The following is a 25719-nucleotide window of genomic DNA, read 5'->3' on the forward strand; positions in this document are numbered from 1 at the left end:
ATTTTATATTCCCGAACAATAACTTTTATTCACTCTTATATTCCATTTTGCTCAAGTACATATTTGTGAGCGCTTACTCTGCGCGCAGACTGGAAATACGATCGCCAATCTCCTGGGCGAAACCTTCGAGGCCGTCAATGACATCTTGCCGAAGATCCTGAAGGCTGAACTCTTGCGACAGCGAGGGGATATTGTCTTCAAGAAACTGGTCGGCTTTGGCGGCGTATTTCTCAGAATAGGCAACGACGAACGCGCTCTTTGAAATGACGCTCACCGCGCTGGTGATGGGTTTAGCCGTCAGCAGGTGATCGAGGCGACGCTGCAGTTTCGTCGTGTTTCTCAGCGCCGCGTTGGCCGTGGAAAGCGCGCCATACTGCCGTCGGCCCACCGCGACCCGTGCAGCGCCGCGTTGCGCCATCGCCACGCTTTCCAGGGACTCGACGCTTTTCTTCACCGCATAGCCAATGCCCTTGTTGCTAAACTTTGCAACCACGGAGGCGTTCAAGGCAAACAACCCAAACGCCAACGAGGAGTAGGTGAGAATCTCGGCGCCGAGGGTGTCCGGTGCCAACTCGTCGACAATGCTGGAGGAAATCGAAATCGCGCCGCTGACCGCTTCGATCGCCAGCCACGCAAAGGAGCTCGCGGAAATCGGCACCAGCGGCGCCGCGCCGCCCAGGGTGACGATCGTCAATGCAACCGAGGCTACCGTCAGCGCCGCCGTGACACCGATTTTCACCCATCCCCACGCCGAGATATGCCCGGTCGGATCCTTGAGATTGACAGGGTCGCCCAGGCAATAGGCATAAGCATTGATGCCGCCGCCCTCGAAGGGACTCCAGCTGTCAGGGCTGCAAAATCGCATCAGGCGCGGGTTGTAGGGCCGGTAGCCCCTTCCGAGCAGATAACAGCCGGTGGATGGGTCCAGCCGCTCACCCTGGAATCCTGGCAGACTGCCCAGCCCGCTCGAGGCAGGACGATCACCGAAGGGGGTGTGGGACAAAAAGGGCTCGTCCGCAGATCCCACGCGCCCGAGTGATGTGCCCTGCCCGTCCGTCATGAACAAGACGACCTCGTCACCTTGTCGCTCGGCCAATACCATCCCGCCATTTTCCAGCAGACTGCGCCGCTGCCCGCCCTCGACTTCGCTGCACAATGCCCGCTCGTTGTAGAAGAACCTGAGCAACGAGCCAGCGTCGGAGGCCACCGCATGTAACTGATCTTCGGCATCGAACTGATAGTGCGAGCCGTCGCCGAGGCCCATCACATACTCGAGCCGACTCAAGGCGTCGTATTTAAATGTGCGTCCTTGATCATCATTGAGCAAATTGCCATTGGTGTCGTATTCAAATGTCACGTTCCGAGGTTGATAGTCCGGATGGCTATGGGTCAACGCGCTCATCTGGGTTTTGTCAGGGCGATCGTAGGAAAACGTGCACAGGTTTTCCTCTCCTTCGAAACCGGTCAGCACCGTCGACAGGTTATCCAGGTAGTCATAGGTGAAGACTTGAAACGCGATGCGCTTGCCCCAGGCGTCGGTCGGGGCGTTCGTACCTTGGCAGTCATAACGCGTCAATCGTCCGCGCAGGTCGTAGGCGAAGGTTTCGCTGCGAGTGGCTGCACCACAGGTCAGCGAGCGCTGTTGCAGCTTATCGTCGGCACCAAACGTCTGGAGGATTTCCAGCCGGGCGCCGGACCCGAACTCAGAGATACGCCTGATCTCGCGCCCAAACGGGTCGTGGGTCAGCGTCGTCTTCACGGAGCGTTGCGAAGCGGTATCCTCGAGCGCCAGTGTCAGAACCTGCCCTTGCGGGTCATAGGTGTACTTCGCCACTACCGAGCCCTGCTGAATGAGCACAGGTCGCGCTGCGGCATCATAGGTGTAAGTCGTGGTCACATTGTTGACATCCGTAAAACGGGTCGGCAGGCCCTTCAACGAACGGTCGGTGACGTTGCTGAAACGGCTGTCGCTTGAACGCCAGGTTTCGGATTTCATCTGACCGGAAGGCGCGTATTCAACACGTCGCTGAATGACCGGACTGGTGGCTTCGACGATCTGCGCGGTCAAGGGATCAAAGCGGAACCTCGCAGACTGCGCATGCGCACCTTCGCGCGCGGTGACGGCTCCATTGAGCAGGGGATCGAGGGTAAAGGTGAAACGGTCGCCGGCTGCCGTCACCTGTTCACAGGCTTGCAAATATCCCCCTTCGTAGCGCTTGGTTTGGCTTCTGCCGCCGACAGTTTCCTGGGTGACACGAAACAGACCGTCATACGTGCGCGTGCCCAGCAGATAGTCGTTGGCCTTGATCTCGATCGGATGCTCGCCAGTACTCAAGGGGCTGTATTTCTTTTTGATCGAGGTGCCATCGGCCAGCACCGTTTCGATCACGCGACCGAACACGTCATACCTGAATCGCGTCTCGGCCCCTGCTTCGTTGGTTTGCCGCACGCATCGTCCCAAACCGTCGTAGGAAAAGGTTGCGACTACGCGGCTGACCTCGTCGGATCCCTGGGTCTGAAGACGCTCCTCCCGATCAGGCTTGCCGAACACGTTCATGGTCGTGCGGGTCTTGCCGGCGCCATCGATCCAGCGAGTACGCGTCATCGACACCGGGTCGAACACATCGTGGGTAATGACCCCCTCGGGCGCTACGGTTTTGCAGACACGCCCCCATCCATCGTAGTGATAGCTAGTGGCTGAAGGAGTCGACTGTTCACCCGACCAATCGTGGCTGACTTCGCTTGTCAGCCGGCCTGCATGATCGTATTCGGCCTCATGGACCCGGCGCATCGGCTGGCTTGGGGCGTCGACATCCTGAAGCTCGACCTTGAGGGTGCGCCCCAACCCATCCACCCAGGTTTTGCTCGATACGCCCCTGACGCTGGTAACATCGATGCGCAGGCCCTGTTCGCCATCCGCGAGGTAAGCCGTGGTCCGCGACCCCTGCGAAGATTGATTGGAGGCCACCGTCTGCCGAATCACACGGCTTATGCGGTCGTATTGCCGGATGAGTTCATTCCCGCCTGCATCCCGAGCCCTGCATTCGAGCCCGGTGAGCCGGTCGTGCCAGACTTCACGCACGTGACGATGGCCTGACACCACCAACGTTTCGAGGGTCTTTACGTAGTCCCCTTCGATTGAATACGCCGACTCCAGCGCACGAGCCTCGGACTGTCCGACCAGCGAGCGCTGTTTGACACGTGCGAAAAATTCATGGCCCGTGTCATCGTGATATTCGAAACGCGTGTCCAGACGCGCCTGGGTCTGATCACCTTCGAACAGCTTTTCGCTTTGAGGCAGGAGGAAGCGATGGCCACCCCTGCGCAAAGACGGCAGATCAATGTAGGTAAAACGCACCCGAACGGTCTGCGCCGGGGCAAAGTCCGGCGATGGCGTTACCGCGCGTTCCTTGAGCGCCGAGATGAATCCCAGCGCGTTGGCGGGGCAGCCCTGGGCGCCCTCGGCCGGATAATAAAGGTAATCCTCACGCGCACCGCTGGGGTTGATCTTGACCAGCAGATTGCCGAATACGTCGTAGCTCGTGTGGGTGGTTTCGGTTCTGGGTGGGGTGTTGGCCGCGGAGTCGGAGTACGTGACGGCCGAGGTTTTTTGCATCTGGAAATTCGCCGGCTGATCAGCGAAAGCCAGGCCATCGACGTCGTGATAAGTCACGTTCGTTTGCTGTGCTTTCCGGCCTGCGATGTGCTTTTCCTCGATCATCAGGTGAAAGCGGTTGTAGATTCTTTGCGTCCGGCTTTCCTCGACCCCTTCACTTCCCTGCGTGTTCATCAGTCGCTCGGTACAGGTGTAGGTGTAGGGTCCGCCGTGACTCGCCAGAACATCGCCGTCTTGCGTCCAGCGCAGGCCGGACTGAAAGCCCAGGAAGTTGGCGGCCGAGTACTCGTAGGCGTGGGTGATGGGTGGACGCCCCGCGCCTGGAGCCAGCACTCGGCGCCTGACGGCCGGGATCGATTTGACCGGCGCGTCCAAGGGCAAGCGATGACCCTGCGGCTCGTACTCGATCCTTTCGAAGCTCCCGCCGGGGGATCTGACATCGGTCATGACCAGTAGGCCGTTGAGCAATTGGTAGTCGAACGACCAGCTCATCTCCGTGTCGGAGCCGTCATCCAGGTCTATCTGCCGGAGCCATCCATCGCGCACCCGGAAACTGAAACCGAGGCGTCTTTGCGCAATGTCCGGCCAAAGGATGATGCTGGCTGATTGATCTTCGCTTTCATAATCGAGCAGCACCGCGCGGTGCTGCTGATCACGAATCTCTTTCAACAGCCGGCGCCCCCGTACCAGCCCGTAGCTGAGGCTGATCGAGCGACCTTCATTGGAGTAGACATGCTCGGGTAGCCACTCGTCATAGGTGTCGTCCGGTCGCGAGAGCACCTCGATGGTCCCGTCCAGATGGCTGACCACCAGCTTGTCGCCATCAAGGGTGACCCGGGTATTTTCCAGCTTCTTGTCCTTGACGATCACCTGGCCGTTCTCGATGAAAAGGCGATAGGAAACGCCACTGGCCAGGGTGAGCCGATGGGTCTTCTGATCAAAGGAGCTCAGGCTCAGCGACCAGCCGCGCCCCCACCCCAGGTCCGTCGCACGGAAACTGTCGAACGACACCTGCAAGGGGAGGTGCGGGCCATTACCCTCATTCGCGGTCCAGCCCGCCAGTTTCAGACGGGTACTGTAAGACCCGGTGCGTACATCGACACCGGACTGGATATATTCAGAGAAATTGAAAGCACTCGATTCTAATTGCTGCCCTGCTGAACTCATCATCCTGTCCTTTTGATGGGTGATTAATTGATCTCGATGATCGACGGATCGGCCATATTCAACGTGATGTTGAGTACATGCTGATTGCCGAACATATCCCGAAGATAAGCCTTGGCCTGAAATGAATCGGACCGAATCTGACCGCGTCCGCCTTTTTTTGCAAAGTGCAACAGGAAAACCATTCTCCCTGACTCGTCATCACTCGCCGCAACGTGATCTGCAGTTTCCCAGGTGGCCCAAAGATCGCTGTCGGCCTTGCCGCCATTGAAATAGGGAACAACATAATACCCAAGGTAGTCATGATGGTTGCTGCGGGCTTGCAATTTGAAGGGCATGTTGCACTCGACAAACTTCAAATGACGTTGCTCGAGTATCAGGTCCAGTACATAACGGTCTACTTTGGCGACATTCTGCGTCGCTGGCAGGTAAACCGATGAACGACCCAATCTGTATTGTTCTTTGCGATAAGTTGCAGGTGGAACCGTATTAAGACTGATATGGCCGTATTCTGCAGTGTCTTGCGAATAAAATACTTTGCCATCCGAACGCGTAATGGCGGCCACCAGCTTGATAGGCTCCAAACTGTTGCTGCTGACAAAGAACTCCTTCAGCACCGTGTCCTTACCACGCGTATCGGGGCCCTGCAGATCGCCAGAGTAAGGAAAGGGTTGGAATCTTTCATTGCGCGCCAGCGAGCATTTCCAGGAAGCGCGCTCACCATCGTGGATGGTATCGATCGGCAGTGCCGTGTTCGTGTAAGCATCCACTAAGTGGATGCTCTCCACCTCCTCCCGGGAAAGCTTGACGACTTTGTAATCTGAACCGACAGCCTGTACGACAACGATAAGTTTCAATTGCTGACGGCCATTGGCGTAGAGACGGTTTCCTCCCCAGGCGGAAAATACGCCAAAGTGTTTTAGCTCTATCCAGTTCGGTGCCATCCCCGCATCGGCAAGTGCATATGACTCCAGGGCATGACCGGAACTTCGAACGTCGTCAATATCCGGAATGGTCGCCGCGTCATTATTAATGAAGTCCATTACAATCTTTTTCCTTAAACAATTTAGTCGTTTTGGATATCAAATATCCACAAGGAAAAAGAATACGACAGGGCCACCACCGATCACGCAGGAAAAATTGTTACGCCCGCATTACAACATTTTCCAAACACAACAATGGAATAGATGACGAACGATCGGCGCGTTAAATATTCAAACTACGAAGGTATTGAATTAACGCCTCACGATCGCAGGCGTCTCCCATTTTCAGGACTTGGGTGATCAAGTTCTGGATAACGGGCACAGACGGCGATGTCGTGGGCAGATTCAGATGCTCCGGAAGGATTTCGTCGCCGCTGCTGACCAACAGCGCAAAGTGGATCACGTTCTCCAACTCGCGAGTATTGCCGGGCCAGTTGTGGCGCTCCAGGACCCGCTGCGCGGACTCGCTGATCAGCGGCACGGGCAGGTCCAGACGCTGGCTGTAGATGCCCAGGAAGTACTCGGACAGCGACAGGATGTCGCCAACCCGCTCACGCAACGCCGGCAATTCGAGTTGGCCTTCGCTGAGGTAGTGGTAAAGCCGCTCGTGGAATTTTCCAGCCGCCACTGCCTGAGCCAGATCGATGCTGGTCGCCGCCACCAGGCGCACGTCCACCGGGCTGGGGTGGGTGGCGCCGACGCGGGTGACTTCGTGGTTTTCCAGCGCCGCGAGCAGCTTGGTCTGAATTGGCAGCGGCAGGTCGCCGATCTCGTCCAGGTAGAGCGTGCCGCCATTGGCCGACCCGAACCACCCGGCACGACTGCTCGCCGAGCCGTTATGACTGCCTGCCGCATAACCGAACAATTCGGCATCCGCGTAGGTCGGGCTGATCGCCCCGCAATTGACCGACACGAACAACCCGCCACGATCGCTGGCACGATGGATATGCCGGGCTAGCAATTCCTTGCCGCTACCGGTTTCGCCACGGATCAGTACCGAGACCTCGCGCGGTGCCAGTTGCTCCAGTTCCTCGCGTAGCTGGCGTGAGCGCGGATCGACGAACACCAGCGCCTTGGCGCGGATGCTCAGGGGGCTTTTTTCGGCGTCGGGGAAGGTCAGCAGCGGCTGGCCGAAGATTTCAAGACTCATGGCAGACTCCCGCCCCAAACCGCCGGGAGACGGGGGGGCGTTTTAAAAATATAAAGGGCTCAAGCGCGACGCAGCGCGTGATGTTCCATGCGGTTCTGCAGGCGGTACAGATAGGCAAACCCCTGCTCCCAACGCTGATGACCAGACTTCACGTTGATGTGCCCGGCACCTGAGAGAATTCCCGCCTCGGCACCCCAGTTGCGCGCCAGCTCCAAGGCCCGCGGCGCACTGACGGCGCTGTCGTTGTCGGAGCTGACGACCTGGCTGGGAAACGGCAAGAGATCGGTCGGAATCGGCGCAAAGTTGCGCAGCGCTGGCGCACACGCTGGACGCTCGACATCGGCCGGTGCAACCAGCAAGGCCCCGCGTACCTGACGCAAGAAATTCAGCGGCGCAGTGGCCGCCCAATGCGCGACCGTGATGCACCCCAGGCTATGGGCGATCAGGATCACCGGCGTACTGTCGGCAGCAATCGCCTCGGCGAGCGCCGCCACCCAGTCTTCACGACGCGGCGTCAGCCAGTCGGCCTGTTCCACCCGCGCGCTGTTCGGCAAGCTGTTTTGCCAATGGGACTGCCAATGATCTTCTGGCGATCCTTGCCAGCCCGGCACAATCAGGTAACGGATGGATTCGTTGCGCATGGGGAACTCTCCTGCTGCGTGTCTGTTGCTGACCGAGTATAGGGAGGAGAGTTATATTCGTTAAGGAATAAGAAGCTATTTATTAAGACCTATCGAATATAAGAAAGCCTCTGTAGGAGCGAGCTTGCTCGCGATAGCGGTGTATCAATCCTCGATGATGCTAGCTGACCCAGCGCCATCGCGAGCAAGCTCGCTCCTACAGGGGTAGGTTTGCGGGGGTTATTCAAGGAATAAAAAAGGGACCGCACCCTGCCAAGGAGACGGCCCCGGAAAACTCAAATCTGATGAGGTGATGATTGGCTGAAACGGATATCCGATAAAGGAATATTTAATTACCTGCTTAGGCCAATTACGCATATCAAGCTGAACCACCCGATAACCTCCAAACCTAACGCCCGTTTGGGTCAGATTGATGACGAGTGCTTCGTTGAGTTTCCGGGGTCATCGATCAGGCCTGGGCCGTGCGCACCTCCTCCATCGCCGTGTCCTCCTTGCGTGCAAAGCGGTTGGCCCGCGCAAAAGTGCCGTAATCATTGAACCGAACGCCCATCTCACGCATGACCTTGTGCGCCACCGGTACGGTCATCTGGCGGATATAGAACGGCTCCTTCACCACAAAATGGTGAATGCCGTGGCTGCTGCCGAAGTTGAAGCAGAACGCCTGCATCGGCCACAACCACCAGGGGTTCAGCACTTGGGTCTGTTGAATCACGTTGCCCGGTTCCACATCGCCGTAGTAGTGCATGTTCGAACTGATGAAATGCAGGCAAAAAGTGCGCAATACGTTCGGCCCGATGATCACCACCACCGCGATGTCGATCACCTGCATCACCGCCAGCGTGGTCGCCGACCACTCGACACTCGTGCCCAACACGGCGGCGACGCCATTGGCAGCATGGAAGCCCAGGAACACGTACCACGCTCCCCAATGCAGCAACGCCAGCGGCGCGTAGACCTTGAGCACGCGCTTGAAGATGCTGAATCTGTGCGCCCAGGTCCCGGCCCGCAGCAGGCGGATAAAGGCCGACATCATGTTGTCGCCGACCATCAGCAACCGGGCGATGCCCCAGGGTTCGCCATTGGTGATCGCCCGCTCTTCCATATCTGCTTCGGTGCCGGACAGCTTGTGGTGGTTGAGATGCAACTGCCGGCGAATCCACGGGTTGATCGTGCTTGGCCGCGCCAGCCACACCAAACCCATCATCAGGTTGTGCGGCACGCGCTGCTTGCGAAAGTACATGCTATGGATCAGGTCGTGTTCCAGTTCATGGGTCAGCGAAGCGAAAAATGCGTTGAGCAGCAGGCACACCCACCCTGCCATGTAGCCACCGAGATAGAGCGCTGCCGAGCCGATCATCCCCGCCAGCGCGAAGGCCAGGATGGCCGCGCCCAAGGCATCTTGATGGTTAAGAATCGGAAAACGCCTACGCAGCTCGACCCCCTTGGCCAACACCACTTCGCGAATGTGCGCCGAACGCTGCGCTGCATTGTGTCGCTGGGGACTTGCAGAAGTACCTTCCATGCTTCCATCCTCTGGTTATTGATGTTCGCATCCTGCCCTGTGAAGTCTCGACACGTGGTAGCCGTAGACGCCAACCTGTTGACCGGAAGCGCCAATCAGCATGAGTGAACCGACCACCCTCGCCAGCTGGACCCGTGCCCTGCGCAAGCAACTCGATGCGCTGGGTCTGGACAGCACCGACCTGTGCAGGCAGGCGGGGCTCGACCCGCAATGGATGGACGACCCGAACGCACGTTACCCGTTGTCCGGCACCACACGCTTTTGGGAAATCGCCGTGCAGGCCAGCGGCGACCCGGCGATTGGGTTGCGCGTGTCTCGATTCGTCAGCCCGACCACATTCCATGCCCTCGGTTATGCCTTGGTGGCGAGCGGCAGCTTGCGCGAGGTGTTCGAGCGCATCGTGCGCTATCACCCGGTGGTCAGCGATGCCCTGGTGCTTGAATTGAGCCGTGCCGAAGACCGCTATCACTTTCGCTTGCACATCCCGCCCGGCAATCCATCGCCGGCCTTCGAGGCCATCGACGCCTTCATGGCAATCTACGTGCGCACTTGTCGCAACCGTCTCGGTCGGGATTACGCGCCACTGGCGGTGTACCTGCGCCGCCCCGAACCGGCAGACCCGCATCAATGGCACAAGGTGTTTCGCGCCCCGGTCCATTTTTCGGCTGCCGAGGACCGGCTGGAGTTTTCCCTGGCGGATTTCGACAGCCACCTGGACGATGCCAACCCGGAACTGGCCGAGCACAATGAAGCCGTGCTCAAGCGCACCCTGGCGCAGCTCAAACCGCTGACCTGGGAGCGCAAGGTGCGCGACGCCATCGAAGAGCAACTGCCCGAGGGTGAACCCAGCGCAGAGCACATCGCCCAAGCCCTGCACCTGAGCCTGCGCAGCCTGCAACGGCACTTGGCGGACGAAGGTTGCCGATTCGACACACTGCTCAACGAAAGCCGCGAGAACCTCGCCCTGCTGCACCTGCGAGACCCGCAATGTTCGTTGAATGAGATCAGCTACCTGCTGGGGTTTGCCGACACCAGCAGTTTCAGTCGTGCGTTCAAGCGCTGGACCGGGATGACACCGGGGCAGTTTCGGGATGGGTTGCGGTGACTGAAATGGCCCCATCGCGAGCAAGCTCGCTCCTACAGAGGATTTGTGTCAGACACAGAACCCTGTAGGAGCGAGCTTGCTCGCGATAGGGCCAGCCCAGACAACCCACCCTTCAGATCGAAGCCAACCCCCGCAACCGCCCCACATCCAGAATCACAATCTCGCCATACTTCAAATTCAGAATCCCTTGCCCCTGCAAGTCCTTGAGAATTTGATTGGTGGTTTGGCGTGACAGCGACAGCATCGACGCCAATTGCTCCTGTGGCAGGTGCAGGACTCGCCGTGGTGGGTCGAGTTCGCCATAGCCCTCGGCGATCAGCAACAGGCGATGAGCCAGACGGGCCGGGGCCGGCATCAGGCTCAGCTGCTCGAGGTTGATGAAGGTCAGCCGCAGTTTCTGGCTCATCAGCAGAGCCAGTTGTCGCCAGTAGGCAGGCTGCTCGTCGAGCAGGGCCAGCAGCGTCAACTGCGCAATGTGCAGCAGCGCGCATTCTCCCATGGCAAACGCATCGTGGGTGCGCGGTTGGCCGTCGAACAGGCAGATTTCACCGAACCAGTGCGGCGGTTCCACCAGGCTCAGCAACGCTTCCTTGCCCTGTTCACTCACCGTTGCGATGCGTATCGCGCCGTCCAGCACCGCGTACAACCCGCAGGGTGGATCACCGCGTTTGAACAGACGCTGTCCGGCCGCCAGGCGTCGCACCCTGGCGGTCGACAGCAGACTATTCTGTAAGGGCGAAGGAAGATGGCTGAACCACTGGCCCGTCATCAGGCGCGAGCGCCAAACCTGCATGTCCATCGAAACTCCTGGAGATTGTCGCCTGGCTGACAGAGCGAACGCCGAACCCGGGGCATGATCGATCACCCTACAGGAGGAATAACAATGAAAAAAACCCTCGTTGACCAACTCAGCCAATACGCCGCCTATCACCGTGACCCGCGCAATATCGCCAGCCACTTTGTCGGCATTCCCCTGATTGTCGTGGCGGTGGCCGTGTTGCTGGCCCGTCCGCAATGGGCCGGTGGCTGGCTTTCCCCGGCGGTGCTGGTGGCCCTGGCATCGGCCTGGTTCTACCTGCGCCTGGAACTGCGCCTGGGCGTCCTGATGAGCGCCTTGATGGGGCTGGCCGTTTGGGCGGGCCACGCCGTAGCGCAGCAAAGCACCCTGGTCTGGCTGGCCAGCGGCACCGGGCTGTTCGTGGTGGGCTGGGCCATCCAGTTTGTCGGGCATTATTACGAAGGACGCAAGCCGGCGTTTGTCGATGACCTGACCGGATTGATCGTCGGGCCGTTGTTCGTGGTGGTGGAACTGGCGTTCCTGCTGGGGATGCGGCACGGCCTCAAAGAGCAGATCGAGGCGCGGGTGGGTGGGGTGCGAGTCAATCCGAATCGCGCAGCGGCTTAGATCGCTAGCGCGGGCAAGCCCGCTCCCACAGCGTTACCGGTTGATCACAGATTTTGTGTTCACACCGGCCCACTGTAGGAGCGGGCTTGCCCGCGATGCTTTTCGCTTTTAGAGATTGGCGACTTTCTGCCAGACCTTCGGTTTGAAGAACAGCGTCTCCCCCTTCGCCAGCCCAATCAGGCTGTCGTGGTCCTTTACCACTTCGGCCTCGATCAGATCGCTCTGCCCTTCAACCTTCAACGTCACTCGGGTCGTCGCGCCCAGCGGACGAATATCGCGCACTTCGGCGGCGTGGTGATCATCCAGTTCATGCCGTGACAGCGACACTTCGTGCGGACGGAACAGCACATGGTTGTCCTCGCCCAAGTGCAGGCGGTTCGAGTCGCCGAGGAAGTGGTAGACGAAATCACTGGCGGGGTTTTCGTAGACATCTCCCGGCGAGCCGATCTGCTCGATCACGCCCTTGTTCATCACCACGATACGGTCGGCGACTTCCATCGCTTCTTCCTGGTCATGGGTCACGAACACCGAGGTCAGGTTGATGTCTTCGTGCAACCGCGCCAACCAGCGCCGCAGCTCCTTGCGAACCTTGGCGTCGAGGGCGCCGAACGGTTCGTCCAGCAGCAGCACCTTGGGCTCCACCGCCAGGGCGCGAGCCAGGGCGATACGCTGGCGCTGTCCCCCCGACAGTTGCTCCGGGTAGCGATCCGACAGCCAGTCCAGTTGCACCATGTTCAACAGCTCGTGAACCTTGGTGGCAATCTGGCTTTCGCTCGGACGCTGGTTTTTCGGTTTCATGCGCAGGCCGAACGCGACGTTGTCGAACACCGTCATGTGGCGGAACAGGGCGTAGTGCTGGAACACGAAGCCGACGTTGCGATCACGCACGTCGTGGCCGGAAACGTCCTCGCCATGGAACACGATGTTGCCCTGATCCGGCGTTTCCAGGCCGGCGATGATCCGTAGCAGCGTGGTCTTGCCGCAACCCGACGGGCCCAGCAGCGCCACCAGTTCGCCGCTCTGAATATCCAGGCTGATGTGGTCCAGGGCCTTGAACGCGTTGAAATTCTTGCTGACGTTACGCACTTCGATCGACATGAATTATTCCTCCGCGGCGCTGGCGCGCAGGCGGTTAATACGGTTTTCGCTCCACTGCTTGAGCAGCAAGATGAAGAGCGCCATGATCAGCAACAGGCTCGCAACCGCGAACGCAGCCACGTGGTTGTATTCGTTGTAGAGGATCTCGACGTGCAGCGGCAAGGTGTTGGTCACCCCGCGAATGTGCCCGGAAACCACCGACACCGCCCCGAACTCACCCATCGCACGGGCGGTACACAGCACCACGCCGTAGATCAGGCCCCATTTGATGTTGGGGACGGTGACGTGCCAGAACATCTGCCAGCCATTGGCGCCCAGCAGGCGTGCGGCTTCCTCTTCCTGAGTGCCTTGTTCCTGCATCAACGGGATCAGCTCGCGCGCCACGAACGGCACGGTGACGAAAATCGTCGCCAGCACGATGCCCGGCAAGGCGAAGACGATCTGGATGTCGTGATCCTGCAGCCACGGCCCGAACAGGCCCTGAGCACCGAACATCAACACATACACCAGACCCGCGATGACCGGCGACACCGAGAATGGCAGGTCGATCAACGTCACCAGAATGCTCTTGCCACGGAACGAGTACTTGCTCACGCACCACGCGGCGCTGACGCCGAACACCAGGTTCAGCGGTACCGAAATCAATACGGCGATCACCGTGAGTTTCAGCGCCGACAGGGCGTCCGGTTCAAGGATCGCGGTAAAAAAAGACCCCAGGCCATTCTTCAGGCCCTGAGACACAACGATCAACAGGGGCAACAACAGGAACAGCGCAAACACCAACCAGCCGAGGCCGATCAGGACGCGTCGGGAAGTGGCACTGCCACGGCGGGCAGCATTGGCCGAAGAGGCGGCCGCAATAGACGATTGGGACATGGTTCGCGCCTCCTTATGGGGTTTCGATGCGGCGTTGCAGCAGGTTGATCAGCAGCAACAGGACGAAGGAAACCACCAGCATCAGCACGCCAATGGCCGTCGCGCCGGTGTAATCGTACTGGTCGAGCTTGACCATGATCAGCAGCGGCAGGATCTCGGTTTTCATTGGCATGTTGCCGGCGATGAAAATCACCGAGCCGTACTCCCCGACACCACGAGCGAAGGCGAGGGCGAAACCGGTCAGCCAAGCGGGCAGCAGCGCGGGCACAAGGATATGACGGAACACCTGAAGCGGTTTTGCACCCAGGCAAGCGGCCGCCTCCTCAACCTCACGAGGAATGTCAGCCAACACCGGCTGCACGGTGCGGACCACGAACGGCAGCGTGACGAAGGTCAGTGCCAGGGTGATGCCGAGAGGGGAATAAGCGATTTTGAAACCCAGGTCAGTAGCGAATTGCCCGACCAGGCCTGCCGGCGCGTACAACGCGGTCAACGCGATACCCGCCACGGCGGTGGGCAGGGCGAACGGCAGGTCGATCATCGCATCGATGATCTTGCGACCCGGGAAGGTATAGCGCACCAGCACCCAGGCCAGCAACGTACCAATGATGCCGTTGATGATTGCAGCGTACAGCGCGGTGCCAAAGCTCAGCTTCAATGCGGCCAGCACGCGGGGCGCCGAGACAATGGCCCAGAACTGATCCCAGGTGAGTTGGGCCGCATGGACAAACATCGCTGCCAGCGGAATAAGCACAATCAGACTGAGGTACACCAAGGTGTAGCCCAGCGTCAGCCCGAAGCCGGGTATGACGGGGGAGATACGACGCGACATAAAAGTCCTTGGTCAATAAACGCAATCCTGGAGGAGCGAGCTTGCTCGCGATGGCGGTGGGTCAGTTGATACATACGTTGACTGACACTCCGCTATCGCGAGCAAGCTCGCTCCTACAGGTTTGTATGCCTGAGCATCCAGGCTCGTATTGGGTAGATTACTGCGCCTGATAGATCTGGTCGAACACGCCACCGTCATTGAAGAACTTCGGCTGTGCAGTTTTCCAGCCGCCAAAGTCCTTGTCGATGGTCACCAGTTCCAGTTTCGGGAACTGTTGGGTGTACTTGGCGGCCACGTCCTTATCCCGTGGACGGTAGAAGTTCTTCGCGGCGATTTCCTGGCCGGCCGGGCTGTACAGGTGTTTGAGGTAAGCTTCGGCGATTTGCTCGTTGCCCTTCTTCTCGGCGTTTTTATCGACCACTGCAACGGGCGGTTCGGCAAGGATCGACAGCGAAGGCACGACGATCTCGAACTTATCGGCGCCGCCATCTTCTTTCAGGGCCAGAAAAGCTTCGTTTTCCCAGGCGAGCAGTACGTCGCCCTGACCATTGTTGACGAAGGTGATGGTCGAACCACGAGCGCCCGTGTCCAGCACAGGCACGTGCTTGAACAAGGTCTCTACATATTGCTTGGCCTTGGCCTCGTCACCGCCGTTGGCTTTGAGGCCATAGGCCCAGGCCGCCAGGAAGTTCCAGCGTGCGCCGCCGGAGGTTTTCGGGTTGGGTGTAATGACCGACACGTCATTCTTGACCAGGTCGCCCCAGTCCTTGATGCCTTTTGGGTTGCCCTTGCGCACCAGGAACACGATGGTCGACGTGTAAGGCGTACTCGCGTCCGGCAGGCGTTTCTGCCAATCAGCCGGCAGGGTCTTGCCCAGTTTGGCGATTTCGTCGATGTCGCCGGCCAGGGCCAGGGTCACGACGTCGGCGCGCAGCCCGTCGATGACGGCGCGGCCCTGCTTGCCCGAACCGCCATGGGACTGCTGGATTTTCACGTTGTCGCCTGGATTGCTTTTCTTCCAGAAATTGACGAATTCGGCGTTGTAGTCCTGATACAGCTCACGGGTCGGATCGTACGACACGTTGAGCAGCTCATAGTCCTTGGCAACCGCGGAACCCGCAAAAAGGGCACTGGCCAGGGCGGCCAAAGCGAAATGACGAATCGACGACATGGTGAAAGCTCCTGGAATTCTAAGTGTGTTGGCTTTTTTTATAGGGGGCGGGAAGCGGCTTGCCGGCGGTTCAGCTCGGCTTGTTGCTCGGGTTCTGCAAGCGGAATTTTTCCTTGCGCTCGATCTGCACCACCTGGGCGTTGTGCACCGTGATTTCCACGGCGCCGAAACGCAGGTCGCGCAGGGCGCTCTGGATCTCACGCAAAATGGTGGCTTCGTCTTGACCGTCAACGCTACGCAGGGATGCGCTCATGGTGCTGCTCCTTCGACTGAGAGGTTGCCTGGCAGCTTTCGGGACTGCTTACGGCGTGAGACCAATAGTAGAGAGATGCAGATATTCTTAAAAAGACTATTTAAGAATGTTTATAGAACTAAAAAGCAGCTTCAAGCTGCAAGCTGCAAGCTGTCAGGAGGTGACGACGGGGATTAACGGGGCTCGGGTCCAGTCGAGTTGTTCGGCCGGCATGGGGCGGCCGAACCAGTAGCCCTGGCCGAGATCGCCGCCCTGCTCGAGGATGAACGCGGCCTGCTCGACCTGTTCGATCCCCTCGGCATGCACTTGCATGCCCATGCTTTGTGCCAAGGCGATGATCACCCGCACGATGGCGCCATCGTCTTCGTCCCAAGGCAAGCCAGCGACAAAACCCTGGTCGATCTTGAGCTTCTGCACTGGCAAGCGCTTGAGGCGCAGCAACGATGAATAACCCGTGCCGAAATCATCGATGGCCAACCGCACACCCAGCTCGCGCAGGCGGTACATCTGTTCCAGTGCCACTTCCGGGTCGTCCATGACTGCGCTTTCGGTGACTTCCAGTTCCAGGTACGCCGGATCCAGCCCGGTGTCGTGCAGGGCCTGCGCCACTTGCTGATACAACTCGTGACGGGCGAACAGGCGTGATGAAACATTCACCGCGACAAACGACAACACGACGCCCGCCTGTTGCCACTGGCACATCTGCTCGCAGGCCTGACGCATGACCCAGGCGTCTATCTCGGCAATCAGGCCGGTACGTTCGGCAATTGGAATGAACTCGGCGGGCGATACCAGTCCCCTTTGTGGATGCTCCCAACGTACCAGCGCCTCGACGCCCACCAGGCGGCCGGACTTGAGGTCATGCACAGGCTGATAATGCACGCGCAGTTCCTGCTGCTCCAACGCCCGGCGCAGCTCAAACGTGGTTTCGACCCGCTGCTGTGCATGGGCGGTCAGTTCTTCGGTGTACAGCGCGTAGCCATCGCGTCCCGCGCTTTTGGTCTTGAACAAGGCCGAGTCAGCATTGCGCAACAGTTGTTCGGCGCTCAGGGCATCGCCAGGAAACAGGCTGATGCCAATACTCGCGTTGATGAACAACTGGTGGTCATCGATCGGGAATTGCTCGCGCAGACCATCAAGGATCCGTTGGGCCAGCGCCGCCGCCTGCACCAGTTGCGGGCAGTTCTCCGCCAGCACCGCGAACTCGTCACCGCCGAGCCGGGCCAGGGTAATGCCCGGGCCGAACATTGCTTTCAGGCGTTTGGCCACCGCCTTGAGCAGTTTGTCGCCGACGGTGTGGCCCAGGCTGTCGTTGATCATTTTGAAGTGATCCAGATCGATCAGCAGCAGCGCACAGCCGCGCTTGTTGATCTGTGCCGACGCCAGGGCCTGCTGGGCGCGGTCGGTGAACAGCAGCCGATTGGGCAGGTCGGTCAGCGGGTCGTGGTGTGCGAGGTACTTGAGCTCGTGCTCCGAGTCCTTGATCTTGCTGATGTCGGAAAATACTGCGACGTAGTGACTGGGCTCACCGTGATCATCGCGAATCAGGCGGATCGTCTGCCATTGCGGGTAAATTTCACCACTTTTACGACGGTTCCAGATTTCACCGCTCCATTCGCCGCCGCGCTGCAGCGTGTTGAACATGGTCTGGTAGAACGATGCCGGATGGTGGCCGGACTTGAACATCCTGGGCTCCTGACCCAGGACTTCTTCTTGCTGATAACCGGTGATTTGCATGAAAGCGCGGTTTACATGGACGATCACCCCCTCGCCGTTGGTGACCAGCACGCCCTCACGGGTGCAATCGAACACGGCCGCAGCCTGACGCAGACGCTCGCGATCCTCATGATGTTCGCGCAATGTGGCGCCGAAGCCCAGGCAACGCAGCAATCGCGTACGGGCAACGAAGATCAGCCCGGCGCTGAACAGGACCCAGAAATAGCCGTTGATCAGTTGCCAGCGCATCTGCTCGTCGGAGCCATCGAAGAAACTGTTCAATAAATAACCACTCACCTGCAGCCATACGACTGACAGCAGCAGGTAGAACAGTGCCGCACGCAATGCGACGCGATAGGTGGCAGACATTTCGTGCTGTCCCTGTCCCTGAAAAAGGTTTCGAATTATAAGTTAAGTAACATCCAGAGACTCTTATCTGAAAGAGCGACTGGTTTTATCTGTGTGCTCAGTGATAATGCAACGGCTGTTTTTTCTTTATTCGAGGGCCCAATTGTCTATGTGGTACCAAGGTTTTCTCGGCTTGTCGCCCTGGTCTCTGGTGGCAGTCACCCTGCTGATGACCCACGTCACGATCATCGGCGTCACGGTCTATCTGCATCGTTATTCAGCCCATCGCTCCCTTGAGCTCAATGCCGGCCTGAAACATTTCTTCCGCTTCTGGCTGTGGCTGACCACAGCCCAGAACACCCGCGAGTGGACCGCCATTCACCGCAAGCATCACGCCAAGTGCGAAACGGTCGATGATCCGCACAGCCCGGTCATCAAAGGCTTGTCCACGGTGCTGCGCAAAGGCGCCGAGCTGTACCGCGCCGAGGCCGAAAATCCCGAAACCCTGCGCATCTACGGCAAGAACTGCCCCGAGGACTGGATCGAGCGCAACCTTTACAGCCGCTACCCCAAGCTGGGCGTGATGATCATGGCGGTCATCGACCTGCTGCTGTTCGGCACCATCGGCATCACCATCTGGGCCATCCAGATGATGTGGATCCCGATCTGGGCGGCCGGCGTGGTCAACGGCCTTGGGCATGCCGTGGGTTACCGCAACTTCGAATGCCGCGATGCCGCGACCAACCTGGTGCCGTGGGGCATCCTGATTGGCGGCGAAGAACTGCATAACAATCATCACACCTACCCTAACTCGGCCAAACTGTCGGTGAAAAAGTGGGAATTCGACCTGGGCTGGGCCTGGATCCAGGTCTTCAGTTTCCTGCGCCTGGCCAAGGTGCAACGGGTGGCGCCAATCGCCCATAGGGTCGAAGGCAAGGGCATCCTGGACATGGACACCGCCATCGCCATCCTTAACAACCGCTTCCAGATCATGGCCCAGTACCGCAAACTGGTCATCGCGCCGCTGGTCAAACAGGAGCTGGAAAAGGTCGATCACTCGGTCCGTCACCAGTTCCACCGGGCCAAGCGCCTGCTCGCGCGCGAGACCAGCCTGCTCGATGACAAACACCATGTTCGCATCCAGACCATGCTCGAGCACAGTCAGGCGCTGAAGGTAATTTACGAGAAACGACTGGCCTTGCAGCAGATCTGGGTCAAGACCAGTGCAAATGGTCACGACATGCTGGCGGCGATCAAGGACTGGGTCCACGAAGCCGAAGCCAGCGGGATTCAGTCGCTGCGCGATTTCGCCGACCAGTTGAAGACCTACTCCCTACGCCCCGCCACTGTCGCCTGACACCGTTGATCGGTGCGCCCTGTTCAGGGGCGCACCCTTCGGAACTTCGCTCCAAATCTCATATCTCAAAAACACTTCGCCACTACGGCGGGCCTGGCTGTAGCCGCTGTCGAACACGCAGCACGCCCTTTGAGATTTGTGTCGATGCTCAACAAGAACCTGCAAGACTCATCCGTCCCCCCGTGGCCCGAGGCCGCGCAAACCCTGATGGCCTTGATGCATGCCCAGGGAGAGGTCGCCCGCCTGAGTGAACGCGAACAGTTGTTCAGCGCTCTGCTGGTGAGCGTCAACGCCGTGCTGTGGGCGTTCAATTGGGAAACCCGCCAGGTGCTTTATGTCAGCCCTGCCTATGAACGGATATTTGGTCGTTCCGCGGGTCTGTTACTGAGCGACTACAACCAGTGGCGCGACAGCATTTACCCGGACGATCTGGAATACGCCGAGCGCAGCCTCGCCGAAGTACTGGTCAAGGGCGCGGTCGAAGACCGTGAGTACCGCATCATCGCCGCCGATGGCCAGGTGCGCTGGCTGAGTGACAAGTGCTTCCTCAAACGCCAGGTGGAGCCGGGCCAGCCGGTAATCATTGTCGGCTTTGCCGAAGACATCACCGACAAGAAAAACATGGAAAGCGAGCTGCATCGCCTCGCGACCACCGATGTGCTGACCCAGAGCAGTAACCGTCGGCACTTCTTCGACTGTGCCCACCGCGAATTCGAGCTGGCTCGCCAGCAAGGCGGCCCCCTGGCGTTCCTGTTGCTGGACATCGATGACTTCAAGCAGATCAACGACACCTACGGCCACCCCGAGGGCGACAAGGTGTTGCAGCAGATCGCCGAGACCGGGCGCGGCGCCTTGCGACGGGGCGATGTGTTCGGGCGTATTGGTGGCGAGGAGTTTGCGGCGGTGTTCCCAGGGTGTGCCCCCGACATGGCCCTGCAAGTGGCCGAACGTTTGCAACGGGAGATTCAGCGACTGAGCTTCAACCATGAGCAAAGGACGTTCGGTATCACCGTCAGCCAGGGCCTGACCAACCTGAAGGCCGAGGATGCAAGCATCGAAAGCCTGTTTGCCCGGGCAGACGCGGCGATGTACGAAGCCAAACGTCAGGGCAAGAACCGGATTATTTCGGGGTGATGGCCTGTACACATAACAACTGTGGGAGCGACGGTCTTATTTCTTGCGCATCCGCACCAGTTCCGGCAAACCGATCTTGAGCAACCGCGCCGTCCGGCTTTTGGCCAGCTCTTCCAGCCCCTCATGCTCGTTCAGCCGCGCCAACTGCGCCGCCATGTTCATCACCAGCGCCTCGCGGGAATAAACCCCACCACCGAGCTGATACACCGCCGCAATCAGCTCACGCAGCTCCAGGGGCAGCCGCCAGCGGGTGCGCAGCGCCGAACCGTAGGCCGCGCCAAATTCGGCCAGCGCCTCGCCGACTTCTTCCCATTCATCCAGCTCACCGCCGGCCTGCCGCCACTCCTGCAAGCAGCGCAGCAACGCCAGGTCGCCCAAGCGATGCAACATGCCCGCGCAGTAACAGCGCTCCTGATCCAGATCCAGCAAGCGCGCCAGCGTGCGGGCGTATTCGGCGGTGTGCAGCGAGAGGTCCCAAAAACGCTCGGCGTAATCGGCAAGAAGAGGATCACTGAGCTGCGCGCTGCGCTTCAACGCAAGACCGAGAATCAGGTTCATGCTCTGACCGGTGCCCAGGCGTTGCAGCGCCTGGGACAGGGTTTGCACGCCCGCACCATGATGCTGGGCCGCACTGTTGGCAGCGGCGATCAGCACCGCAGTAATTTGTGGATCGTTACGTACTTCATCTTCCAGTCGCGTGAGGTCCAGGCCATTGGGGTTGAGGCTGCGTTTGACCGCCAATTGCACATCGGTCATCAGCGGCGCGCCCTCGGTCAGGTCGCGGCGACGCTCAAGAAACACCGACAGTGTCATGCCTGGCGCCAGCGCCGGAATCTCACAGAACACTTCTTCACCGGCGTCAAGCAGCAAACCCTGCAGGCGCCGGGTCAGGCTGTCCATGTTCAACGGCTTGGTCAGGTAGGCGGTGGGCGCCAGGGGCAATGCCTCGCGCACGCTGGCGCTGTCGCTGCGGCTGCTCATCAGGATGAATGGCAGCGGTGGCTGACGTTTGCGCTGACGAATGCCACGCAGGACGTTGAGGCCATCCACGCCCGGCAACTCCCAGTCGGCGATGACCAGGTCGTAGGCGTTTTCTGCCAGACGCGCCAGCGCGTCCTTGCCATCGGCACACAGATCCAGGCGCGCATCGCAACGCACTTTCAGCAGGACTTCCTTGAGCAGATCGCGCGACCAGGGGTCCGCCTCAGCAATCAGCACTCGGGGTACGGCAGGCAAATCAACAGCAGTCATGCACAAAGCTCCCTCTCAATACATGCACCTTAGACAATGTGCGCGATTCGAAACAGGCCAGGGTGTTTCGCAGGCAACAAAAAACCCGCCGGAGCGGGTTTTTTGTCGATCAGGTCACACAATCATCGAGGCTCTAATCAAAGCTCCGAGAAGCACTCTTCGATGATTGCCAGGCCTTTGTCCAGTTGCTCATCCGGCGAAGTCAGCGGCACCAGTACGCGCAGAACGTTGCCATAGGTGCCGCAGGACAGCAGGATCAGGCCCTTGTCGCGCGCCTTGGCCACGACCGAGGCTACAGCGGCAGCGTTTGGCTTGTGGCTGTCGCCGTTTTCGAACAGCTCGACGGCGATCATCGCGCCCAGGGCACGCACTTCGCCGATCACCGGGTACTTGGCCTGGATAGCCTTGAGGCCAGTCACCAGACGCTCGCCGACGGCCTTGCAGCGGTCCAGCAGGTGCTCTTCTTCGAACACTTCCATCACGGCCAGCGCCGCAGCGCAAGCGATCGGGCTACCGGCGTAGGTGCCGCCCAGGCCGCCTGGAGCGATGGCGTCCATGTAGTCGGCCTTGCCGCACACACCGGCCAGCGGGAAGCCGCCCGCGATGGACTTGGCGAAGGTGGTCAGGTCGGCGGCAACGCCCATCTGCTCCATGGCGAAGAAGGTGCCGGTACGACCAGCGCCGGTTTGCACTTCGTCAGCGATCAGCAGGATGCCGTGCTGGTCGCACAGGGCACGCAGGCGCTTCATGAATTCTTTGGGTGCCACGTAGAAACCACCTTCACCCTGAACAGGCTCGATGATGATCGCGGCGATGTCTTTTGGCTCTGCGTCGTTCTTGAAGATGCGTTCGATGCTGGCGATCGAGTCGTCGATGCTCACACCGTGCAGCTCGTTCGGGTACAGCGCGCGGAAGATGCCACCTGGCATCAGGCCCATGCCAGCCGAGTAAGGTACGACTTTACCGGTCAGGCCCAGGGTCATCATGGTGCGACCGTGGTAAGCGCCAGTGAACGCGATCACGCCGGCACGGCCAGTCGCCGCACGGGCGATTTTCACGGCGTTCTCGACCGCTTCGGAACCGGTGGTGACCAGCAGGGTTTTCTTGGCGAAATCACCCGGCACCTTGGCGTTGATTTTTTCGCACAGTTCCACGTATGGCTCATAGGCCAGTACCTGGAAGCAGGTGTGGGTCAGCTTGTTCAACTGCTCGGTCACGGCGGCAATGATTTTCGGGTGCACGTGGCCAGTGTTCAGCACGGCAATGCCGCCGGCGAAGTCGATGAACTCGCGACCTTCAACGTCCGTCACGGTGGCGTTCTTCGCGGACTCGGCGAAGATCGGGTGAATCTGGCCAACACCGCGAGGTACAGCGGCGACACGGCGGGCCATCAAATCAGCGTTAGTCTTGCTCATTACAGTCCTCATTCACCGCTCATCGGGCGGCGTGGTTCAAGGATGAAGCGGCGGGGAGTCAACGGCGGCAGCATGCGATGATCGACTGCCACGGCGTTCCCGGCCGCAAAGAAATTTGCCATTTGAAGCGGCGCAAAGGACAGCGCTCTCGTGCCCTTTGCGCTTGAAGCAATGCCTTGCCGGGACGCCTTAGATGCCCAGGCAGAGGTATTTGATTTCCAGGTAATCTTCGATGCCGTACTTGGAGCCTTCACGGCCCAGGCCCGAGGCCTTGATGCCGCCGAAAGGCGCAACTTCGTTGGAGATCAGGCCGGTGTTGACGCCCACCATGCCGTATTCCAGGGCTTCGGCGACACGGAACACACGACCCAGATCACGGGCATAGAAGTAAGAAGCCAGACCGAATTCAGTGTCGTTGGACATCGCAATCACTTCGGCTTCATCTTTGAAGCGGAACAGCGGTGCCAATGGACCGAAGGTTTCTTCCTTGGCCACGGCCGCGTTCTTTGGCACGTTGGTCAGGATGGTCGGCTCGAAGAAGTTGCCTTCGATGGACTTGCCGCCGGACAGCACGGTGGCGCCTTTGGAAACCGCGTCAGCGATGTGCTCCTGAACCTTGGCCACGGCTTTTTCGTCGATCAGCGGGCCAGTGGTGGTGCCTTCTTCCAGACCGTTGCCGATCTTCAGCTTGGCCACAGCCGCTTTCAGCTTCTCGGCGAACGCGTCGTAGACCGAATCCTGAATGTACAGGCGGTTGGCGCAGACGCAGGTCTGGCCGTTGTTGCGGTACTTGGAAATGATCGCGCCTTCGACAGCCTTATCCAGGTCCGCGTCGTCAAACACGATGAACGGCGCGTTGCCGCCCAGTTCCAGGGACACTTTCTTGATGTCCTTGGCGCATTCGGACATCAGTTGGCGACCGATTTCGGTCGAACCGGTGAAGGACAATTTGCGCACGATCGGGTTACCGGTCAGCTCGCTGCCGATGTCGCCGGCGCTGCCGGTCACCACACTGAACACGCCAGCCGGAATACCGGCACGCTGGGCCAGTTCGGCCAGGGCGAAAGCCGAGAACGGGGTTTGCGAAGCAGGCTTGAGCACCATGGTGCAACCGGCGGCCAGGGCCGGGCCGGCTTTACGGGTGATCATAGCGGCCGGGAAGTTCCACGGGGTAATCGCGGCGGTCACGCCGATTGGCTGCTTGATCACGATCAGGCGCTTGTCTGGCTGGTGGCCCGGGATCACGTCACCGTAGATGCGCTTGGACTCTTCGGCGAACCACTCGATGAAGGAAGCGGCATAAACGATTTCGCCCTTGGCTTCGGCCAATGGCTTGCCTTGCTCGAGGGTCATCAGGCGCGCCAGGTCGTCCTGGTTCTCGATGATCAACTCGAACCAGCGACGCAGCTTGTTGGCGCGGTCCTTGGCGGTCAGTGCACGCCAGGCCGGCAGCGCCTTGTCGGCCGCTTCGATGGCGCGGCGGGTTTCGGCAGCGCCCATCTTCGGCACGGTGCCCAGGATTTCACCCGTTGCCGGGTTGTTGACCTTGATCGTCTGACCATTGTCCGCATCGACCCAAGCGCCATCAATGAAGGCTTGCTGGCGGAACAACTGGGTGTCTTTAAGCTGCATGTCGGCTTTCCTTGAACAGCACCGCGCACGCGCGGAGCGGATTATGATTGTAGAAAGGCGCCTTGAAGGCTGCCGTCAGGGAAATCATTCACCGGGCTGAAGCACATAAATAGCGCACGCAATGGATTCGTGCGGTTCAGCACCCAGACAAGAGCGTTTGAAATCTCAAACGAATCCTAGGATCAAAGGGGGTAAAGGACAATAGCCTGTTCGAAAAAAAGAACGAAAACGCCGCCTTAACCCCATTTTTCAGATCAGCGTAGCAAACGTGGGTTACGCTTTGAAAAAGCGCTGTCGATTCAGCAGCATGGACGCCTGCCAAGCATATGAGTATCATGCGCCCGCATTGCACCAGTAGCTCAGCTGGATAGAGTACTGCCCTCCGAAGGCAGGGGTCGTGGGTTCGAATCCCGCCTGGTGCACCATATTTGAAAACGAGAAAGCCTCAGGCCGTAGGGTCTGGGGCTTTTTTGTGGGCGCAATTGCGCCGCTGTCGATAGCTGAAACACCTTCCTTGTTCCGCCCTTTCGGCAATGCGTTCAATATGCCGATCAACCCGACAGACTTTGTCTTCAGAGCCACCCATACAACAAAGGAAGTGACGTGAGCTTCGCACTGATGAAAAGACCTGTCGCCAGGAAATTTCGGATCGGGGTAAAAATTGCCTAATGGCCGTCAACGACTTGATTCTTTACAGCACGGAAGATGGCTTGGCGCAGTTCAGTCTGCGAGAAATGAATGATCAGGTCTGGCTGACTCAACTGGAACTCGCCGACCTGTATCAGTCCAGCAAGCAGAACATCAGCAAACACATTCAGGCGGTTTTGGCCGAGGGGGAGCTGGCAGAGGCAGCAGTTGTCAACTCAAAGTTGACAACTGCTGCTGATGGCAAGGATTACCTGACTCAGCTCTATGCTCTGCCCATGATCATCGCCATCGGCTACCGCGTTCGCTCAACCCGCGGCTCGCAATTTCGCCAATGGGCCACCCGAACGCTGGGCGAGTACCTGCAAAAAGGCTTCGTCATGGACGATGCGCGCCTCAAAGCGG

At 59.4% G+C, this 25719-nt stretch carries 19 protein-coding genes, 1 tRNA gene and 1 pseudogene; 6 read left to right on the plus strand and 15 right to left on the minus strand.

Annotated features, from left to right (window positions below; all coding sequences use genetic code 11):
- Positions 1-73 precede the first annotated feature (73 nt).
- From AB4N64_RS24030 to AB4N64_RS24050, 5 genes are all read right to left on the minus strand, one after another.
- On the minus strand, positions 74-4783 hold the full coding sequence (locus tag AB4N64_RS24030; protein WP_460119148.1) for an RHS repeat domain-containing protein: 4710 nt from the start codon (positions 4781-4783) through the stop codon (positions 74-76).
- A 23-nt stretch (positions 4784-4806) separates the two neighbouring features.
- Positions 4807-5823: a hypothetical protein gene (locus AB4N64_RS24035; protein WP_460119150.1), complete on the minus strand. Its 1017-nt coding sequence runs from the start codon at positions 5821-5823 to the stop codon at positions 4807-4809.
- 163 nt (positions 5824-5986) lie between these two features.
- Positions 5987-6913 carry a sigma 54-interacting transcriptional regulator gene (locus tag AB4N64_RS24040; RefSeq protein WP_460119152.1) on the minus strand — a complete coding sequence of 309 codons (927 nt, stop codon included), beginning with the start codon at positions 6911-6913 and terminating at the stop codon, positions 5987-5989.
- A gap of 59 nt (positions 6914-6972) precedes the next feature.
- The gene (locus AB4N64_RS24045; RefSeq protein ID WP_414883324.1) at positions 6973-7554 is read right to left on the minus strand and encodes an alpha/beta hydrolase; all 582 of its coding nucleotides are present in this window, start codon (positions 7552-7554) and stop codon (positions 6973-6975) included.
- Between the two features lie 448 nt (positions 7555-8002).
- Positions 8003-9076: a fatty acid desaturase gene (locus AB4N64_RS24050; protein ID WP_460119155.1), complete on the minus strand. Its 1074-nt coding sequence runs from the start codon at positions 9074-9076 to the stop codon at positions 8003-8005.
- A 100-nt stretch (positions 9077-9176) separates the two neighbouring features.
- Between AB4N64_RS24050 and AB4N64_RS24055 the strand changes: the two genes are divergently transcribed.
- Complete coding sequence (locus tag AB4N64_RS24055; protein ID WP_460119157.1) at positions 9177-10181, plus strand: AraC family transcriptional regulator; 1005 nt, start codon at positions 9177-9179, stop codon at positions 10179-10181.
- A gap of 112 nt (positions 10182-10293) precedes the next feature.
- Here the strand turns inward: AB4N64_RS24055 and AB4N64_RS24060 are convergent, their stop codons facing one another.
- Positions 10294-10980, minus strand: coding sequence for a Crp/Fnr family transcriptional regulator (locus AB4N64_RS24060; protein ID WP_460119159.1), 687 nt, complete (start codon positions 10978-10980; stop codon positions 10294-10296).
- Between the two features lie 84 nt (positions 10981-11064).
- On the opposite strand from AB4N64_RS24060, the gene AB4N64_RS24065 reads away from it, so the two are divergent.
- A complete protein-coding gene (locus AB4N64_RS24065) occupies positions 11065-11586 on the plus strand; it encodes an Mpo1 family 2-hydroxy fatty acid dioxygenase (RefSeq protein WP_460119161.1) in 522 nt (173 codons plus the stop codon).
- A gap of 108 nt (positions 11587-11694) precedes the next feature.
- On the opposite strand, the gene AB4N64_RS24070 is transcribed toward AB4N64_RS24065, so the two are convergent.
- The 6 genes from AB4N64_RS24070 to dibA form a co-directional block, all read right to left on the minus strand.
- On the minus strand, positions 11695-12684 hold the full coding sequence (locus tag AB4N64_RS24070) for a sulfate/molybdate ABC transporter ATP-binding protein (protein WP_460119163.1): 990 nt from the start codon (positions 12682-12684) through the stop codon (positions 11695-11697).
- Between the two features lie 3 nt (positions 12685-12687).
- Positions 12688-13560, minus strand: coding sequence for a sulfate ABC transporter permease subunit CysW (cysW, locus tag AB4N64_RS24075; RefSeq protein ID WP_460119165.1), 873 nt, complete (start codon positions 13558-13560; stop codon positions 12688-12690).
- 13 nt (positions 13561-13573) lie between these two features.
- Complete coding sequence (gene cysT / locus AB4N64_RS24080) at positions 13574-14392, minus strand: sulfate ABC transporter permease subunit CysT (RefSeq protein ID WP_460119167.1); 819 nt, start codon at positions 14390-14392, stop codon at positions 13574-13576.
- Positions 14393-14549: 157 nt separating this feature from the next.
- Positions 14550-15563, minus strand: coding sequence for a sulfate ABC transporter substrate-binding protein (locus tag AB4N64_RS24085; RefSeq protein WP_460119169.1), 1014 nt, complete (start codon positions 15561-15563; stop codon positions 14550-14552).
- A 70-nt stretch (positions 15564-15633) separates the two neighbouring features.
- Positions 15634-15816, minus strand: a complete 183-nt coding sequence (gene oscA, locus AB4N64_RS24090) for a sulfur starvation response protein OscA (protein ID WP_007945260.1) — start codon at positions 15814-15816, stop codon at positions 15634-15636.
- A 153-nt stretch (positions 15817-15969) separates the two neighbouring features.
- Positions 15970-17901 carry a phosphodiesterase DibA gene (gene dibA, locus AB4N64_RS24095; protein WP_460119171.1) on the minus strand — a complete coding sequence of 644 codons (1932 nt, stop codon included), beginning with the start codon at positions 17899-17901 and terminating at the stop codon, positions 15970-15972.
- A 148-nt stretch (positions 17902-18049) separates the two neighbouring features.
- Between dibA and desA the strand changes: the two genes are divergently transcribed.
- On the plus strand, positions 18050-19237 hold the full coding sequence (desA, locus tag AB4N64_RS24100; RefSeq protein WP_460126855.1) for a delta-9 fatty acid desaturase DesA: 1188 nt from the start codon (positions 18050-18052) through the stop codon (positions 19235-19237).
- Positions 19238-19381: 144 nt separating this feature from the next.
- Entirely contained in the window at positions 19382-20371 is a 990-nt protein-coding gene (locus AB4N64_RS24105) for a GGDEF domain-containing protein (protein WP_460119173.1), read from the plus strand.
- Between the two features lie 36 nt (positions 20372-20407).
- On the opposite strand, the gene AB4N64_RS24110 is transcribed toward AB4N64_RS24105, so the two are convergent.
- From AB4N64_RS24110 to gabD, 3 genes are all read right to left on the minus strand, one after another.
- On the minus strand, positions 20408-21622 hold the full coding sequence (locus AB4N64_RS24110) for an HDOD domain-containing protein (RefSeq protein ID WP_460119175.1): 1215 nt from the start codon (positions 21620-21622) through the stop codon (positions 20408-20410).
- Between the two features lie 137 nt (positions 21623-21759).
- Positions 21760-23037 carry a 4-aminobutyrate--2-oxoglutarate transaminase gene (gene gabT / locus AB4N64_RS24115; protein WP_460119177.1) on the minus strand — a complete coding sequence of 426 codons (1278 nt, stop codon included), beginning with the start codon at positions 23035-23037 and terminating at the stop codon, positions 21760-21762.
- Positions 23038-23226: 189 nt separating this feature from the next.
- Positions 23227-24669, minus strand: a complete 1443-nt coding sequence (gabD, locus tag AB4N64_RS24120; RefSeq protein ID WP_460119179.1) for an NADP-dependent succinate-semialdehyde dehydrogenase — start codon at positions 24667-24669, stop codon at positions 23227-23229.
- A gap of 348 nt (positions 24670-25017) precedes the next feature.
- On the opposite strand from gabD, the gene AB4N64_RS24125 reads away from it, so the two are divergent.
- A tRNA-Arg gene (locus tag AB4N64_RS24125) sits at positions 25018-25094 on the plus strand.
- A gap of 309 nt (positions 25095-25403) precedes the next feature.
- Positions 25404-25706 (plus strand): annotated as a pseudogene (gene rhuM, locus AB4N64_RS24130) (RhuM family protein); the annotation flags it as partial.
- Between the last annotated feature and the right edge of the window lie 13 nt (positions 25707-25719).

Source organism: Pseudomonas sp. S2_C03, assembly GCF_054668405.1.

What these genes read in the sequence shown, in the direction of transcription:
- gabT (WP_460119177.1), bottom strand. Translation starts at nt 23,037, where the DNA reads ATGAGCAAGACTAACGCTGATTTGATGGCCCGCCGTGTCGCCGCTGTA.
- dibA (WP_460119171.1), bottom strand. Translation starts at nt 17,901, where the DNA reads ATGTCTGCCACCTATCGCGTCGCATTGCGTGCGGCACTGTTCTACCTG.
- oscA (WP_007945260.1), bottom strand. Translation starts at nt 15,816, where the DNA reads ATGAGCGCATCCCTGCGTAGCGTTGACGGTCAAGACGAAGCCACCATT.
- AB4N64_RS24110 (WP_460119175.1), bottom strand. Translation starts at nt 21,622, where the DNA reads ATGACTGCTGTTGATTTGCCTGCCGTACCCCGAGTGCTGATTGCTGAG.
- cysW (WP_460119165.1), bottom strand. Translation starts at nt 13,560, where the DNA reads ATGTCCCAATCGTCTATTGCGGCCGCCTCTTCGGCCAATGCTGCCCGC.
- AB4N64_RS24050 (WP_460119155.1), bottom strand. Translation starts at nt 9,076, where the DNA reads ATGGAAGGTACTTCTGCAAGTCCCCAGCGACACAATGCAGCGCAGCGT.
- AB4N64_RS24055 (WP_460119157.1), top strand. Translation starts at nt 9,177, where the DNA reads ATGAGTGAACCGACCACCCTCGCCAGCTGGACCCGTGCCCTGCGCAAG.
- gabD (WP_460119179.1), bottom strand. Translation starts at nt 24,669, where the DNA reads ATGCAGCTTAAAGACACCCAGTTGTTCCGCCAGCAAGCCTTCATTGAT.
- AB4N64_RS24105 (WP_460119173.1), top strand. Translation starts at nt 19,382, where the DNA reads ATGCTCAACAAGAACCTGCAAGACTCATCCGTCCCCCCGTGGCCCGAG.
- desA (WP_460126855.1), top strand. Translation starts at nt 18,050, where the DNA reads ATGTGGTACCAAGGTTTTCTCGGCTTGTCGCCCTGGTCTCTGGTGGCA.
- AB4N64_RS24065 (WP_460119161.1), top strand. Translation starts at nt 11,065, where the DNA reads ATGAAAAAAACCCTCGTTGACCAACTCAGCCAATACGCCGCCTATCAC.
- AB4N64_RS24040 (WP_460119152.1), bottom strand. Translation starts at nt 6,913, where the DNA reads ATGAGTCTTGAAATCTTCGGCCAGCCGCTGCTGACCTTCCCCGACGCC.
- AB4N64_RS24085 (WP_460119169.1), bottom strand. Translation starts at nt 15,563, where the DNA reads ATGTCGTCGATTCGTCATTTCGCTTTGGCCGCCCTGGCCAGTGCCCTT.
- AB4N64_RS24060 (WP_460119159.1), bottom strand. Translation starts at nt 10,980, where the DNA reads ATGGACATGCAGGTTTGGCGCTCGCGCCTGATGACGGGCCAGTGGTTC.
- AB4N64_RS24045 (WP_414883324.1), bottom strand. Translation starts at nt 7,554, where the DNA reads ATGCGCAACGAATCCATCCGTTACCTGATTGTGCCGGGCTGGCAAGGA.
- AB4N64_RS24030 (WP_460119148.1), bottom strand. Translation starts at nt 4,783, where the DNA reads ATGAGTTCAGCAGGGCAGCAATTAGAATCGAGTGCTTTCAATTTCTCT.
- AB4N64_RS24035 (WP_460119150.1), bottom strand. Translation starts at nt 5,823, where the DNA reads ATGGACTTCATTAATAATGACGCGGCGACCATTCCGGATATTGACGAC.
- AB4N64_RS24070 (WP_460119163.1), bottom strand. Translation starts at nt 12,684, where the DNA reads ATGTCGATCGAAGTGCGTAACGTCAGCAAGAATTTCAACGCGTTCAAG.
- cysT (WP_460119167.1), bottom strand. Translation starts at nt 14,392, where the DNA reads ATGTCGCGTCGTATCTCCCCCGTCATACCCGGCTTCGGGCTGACGCTG.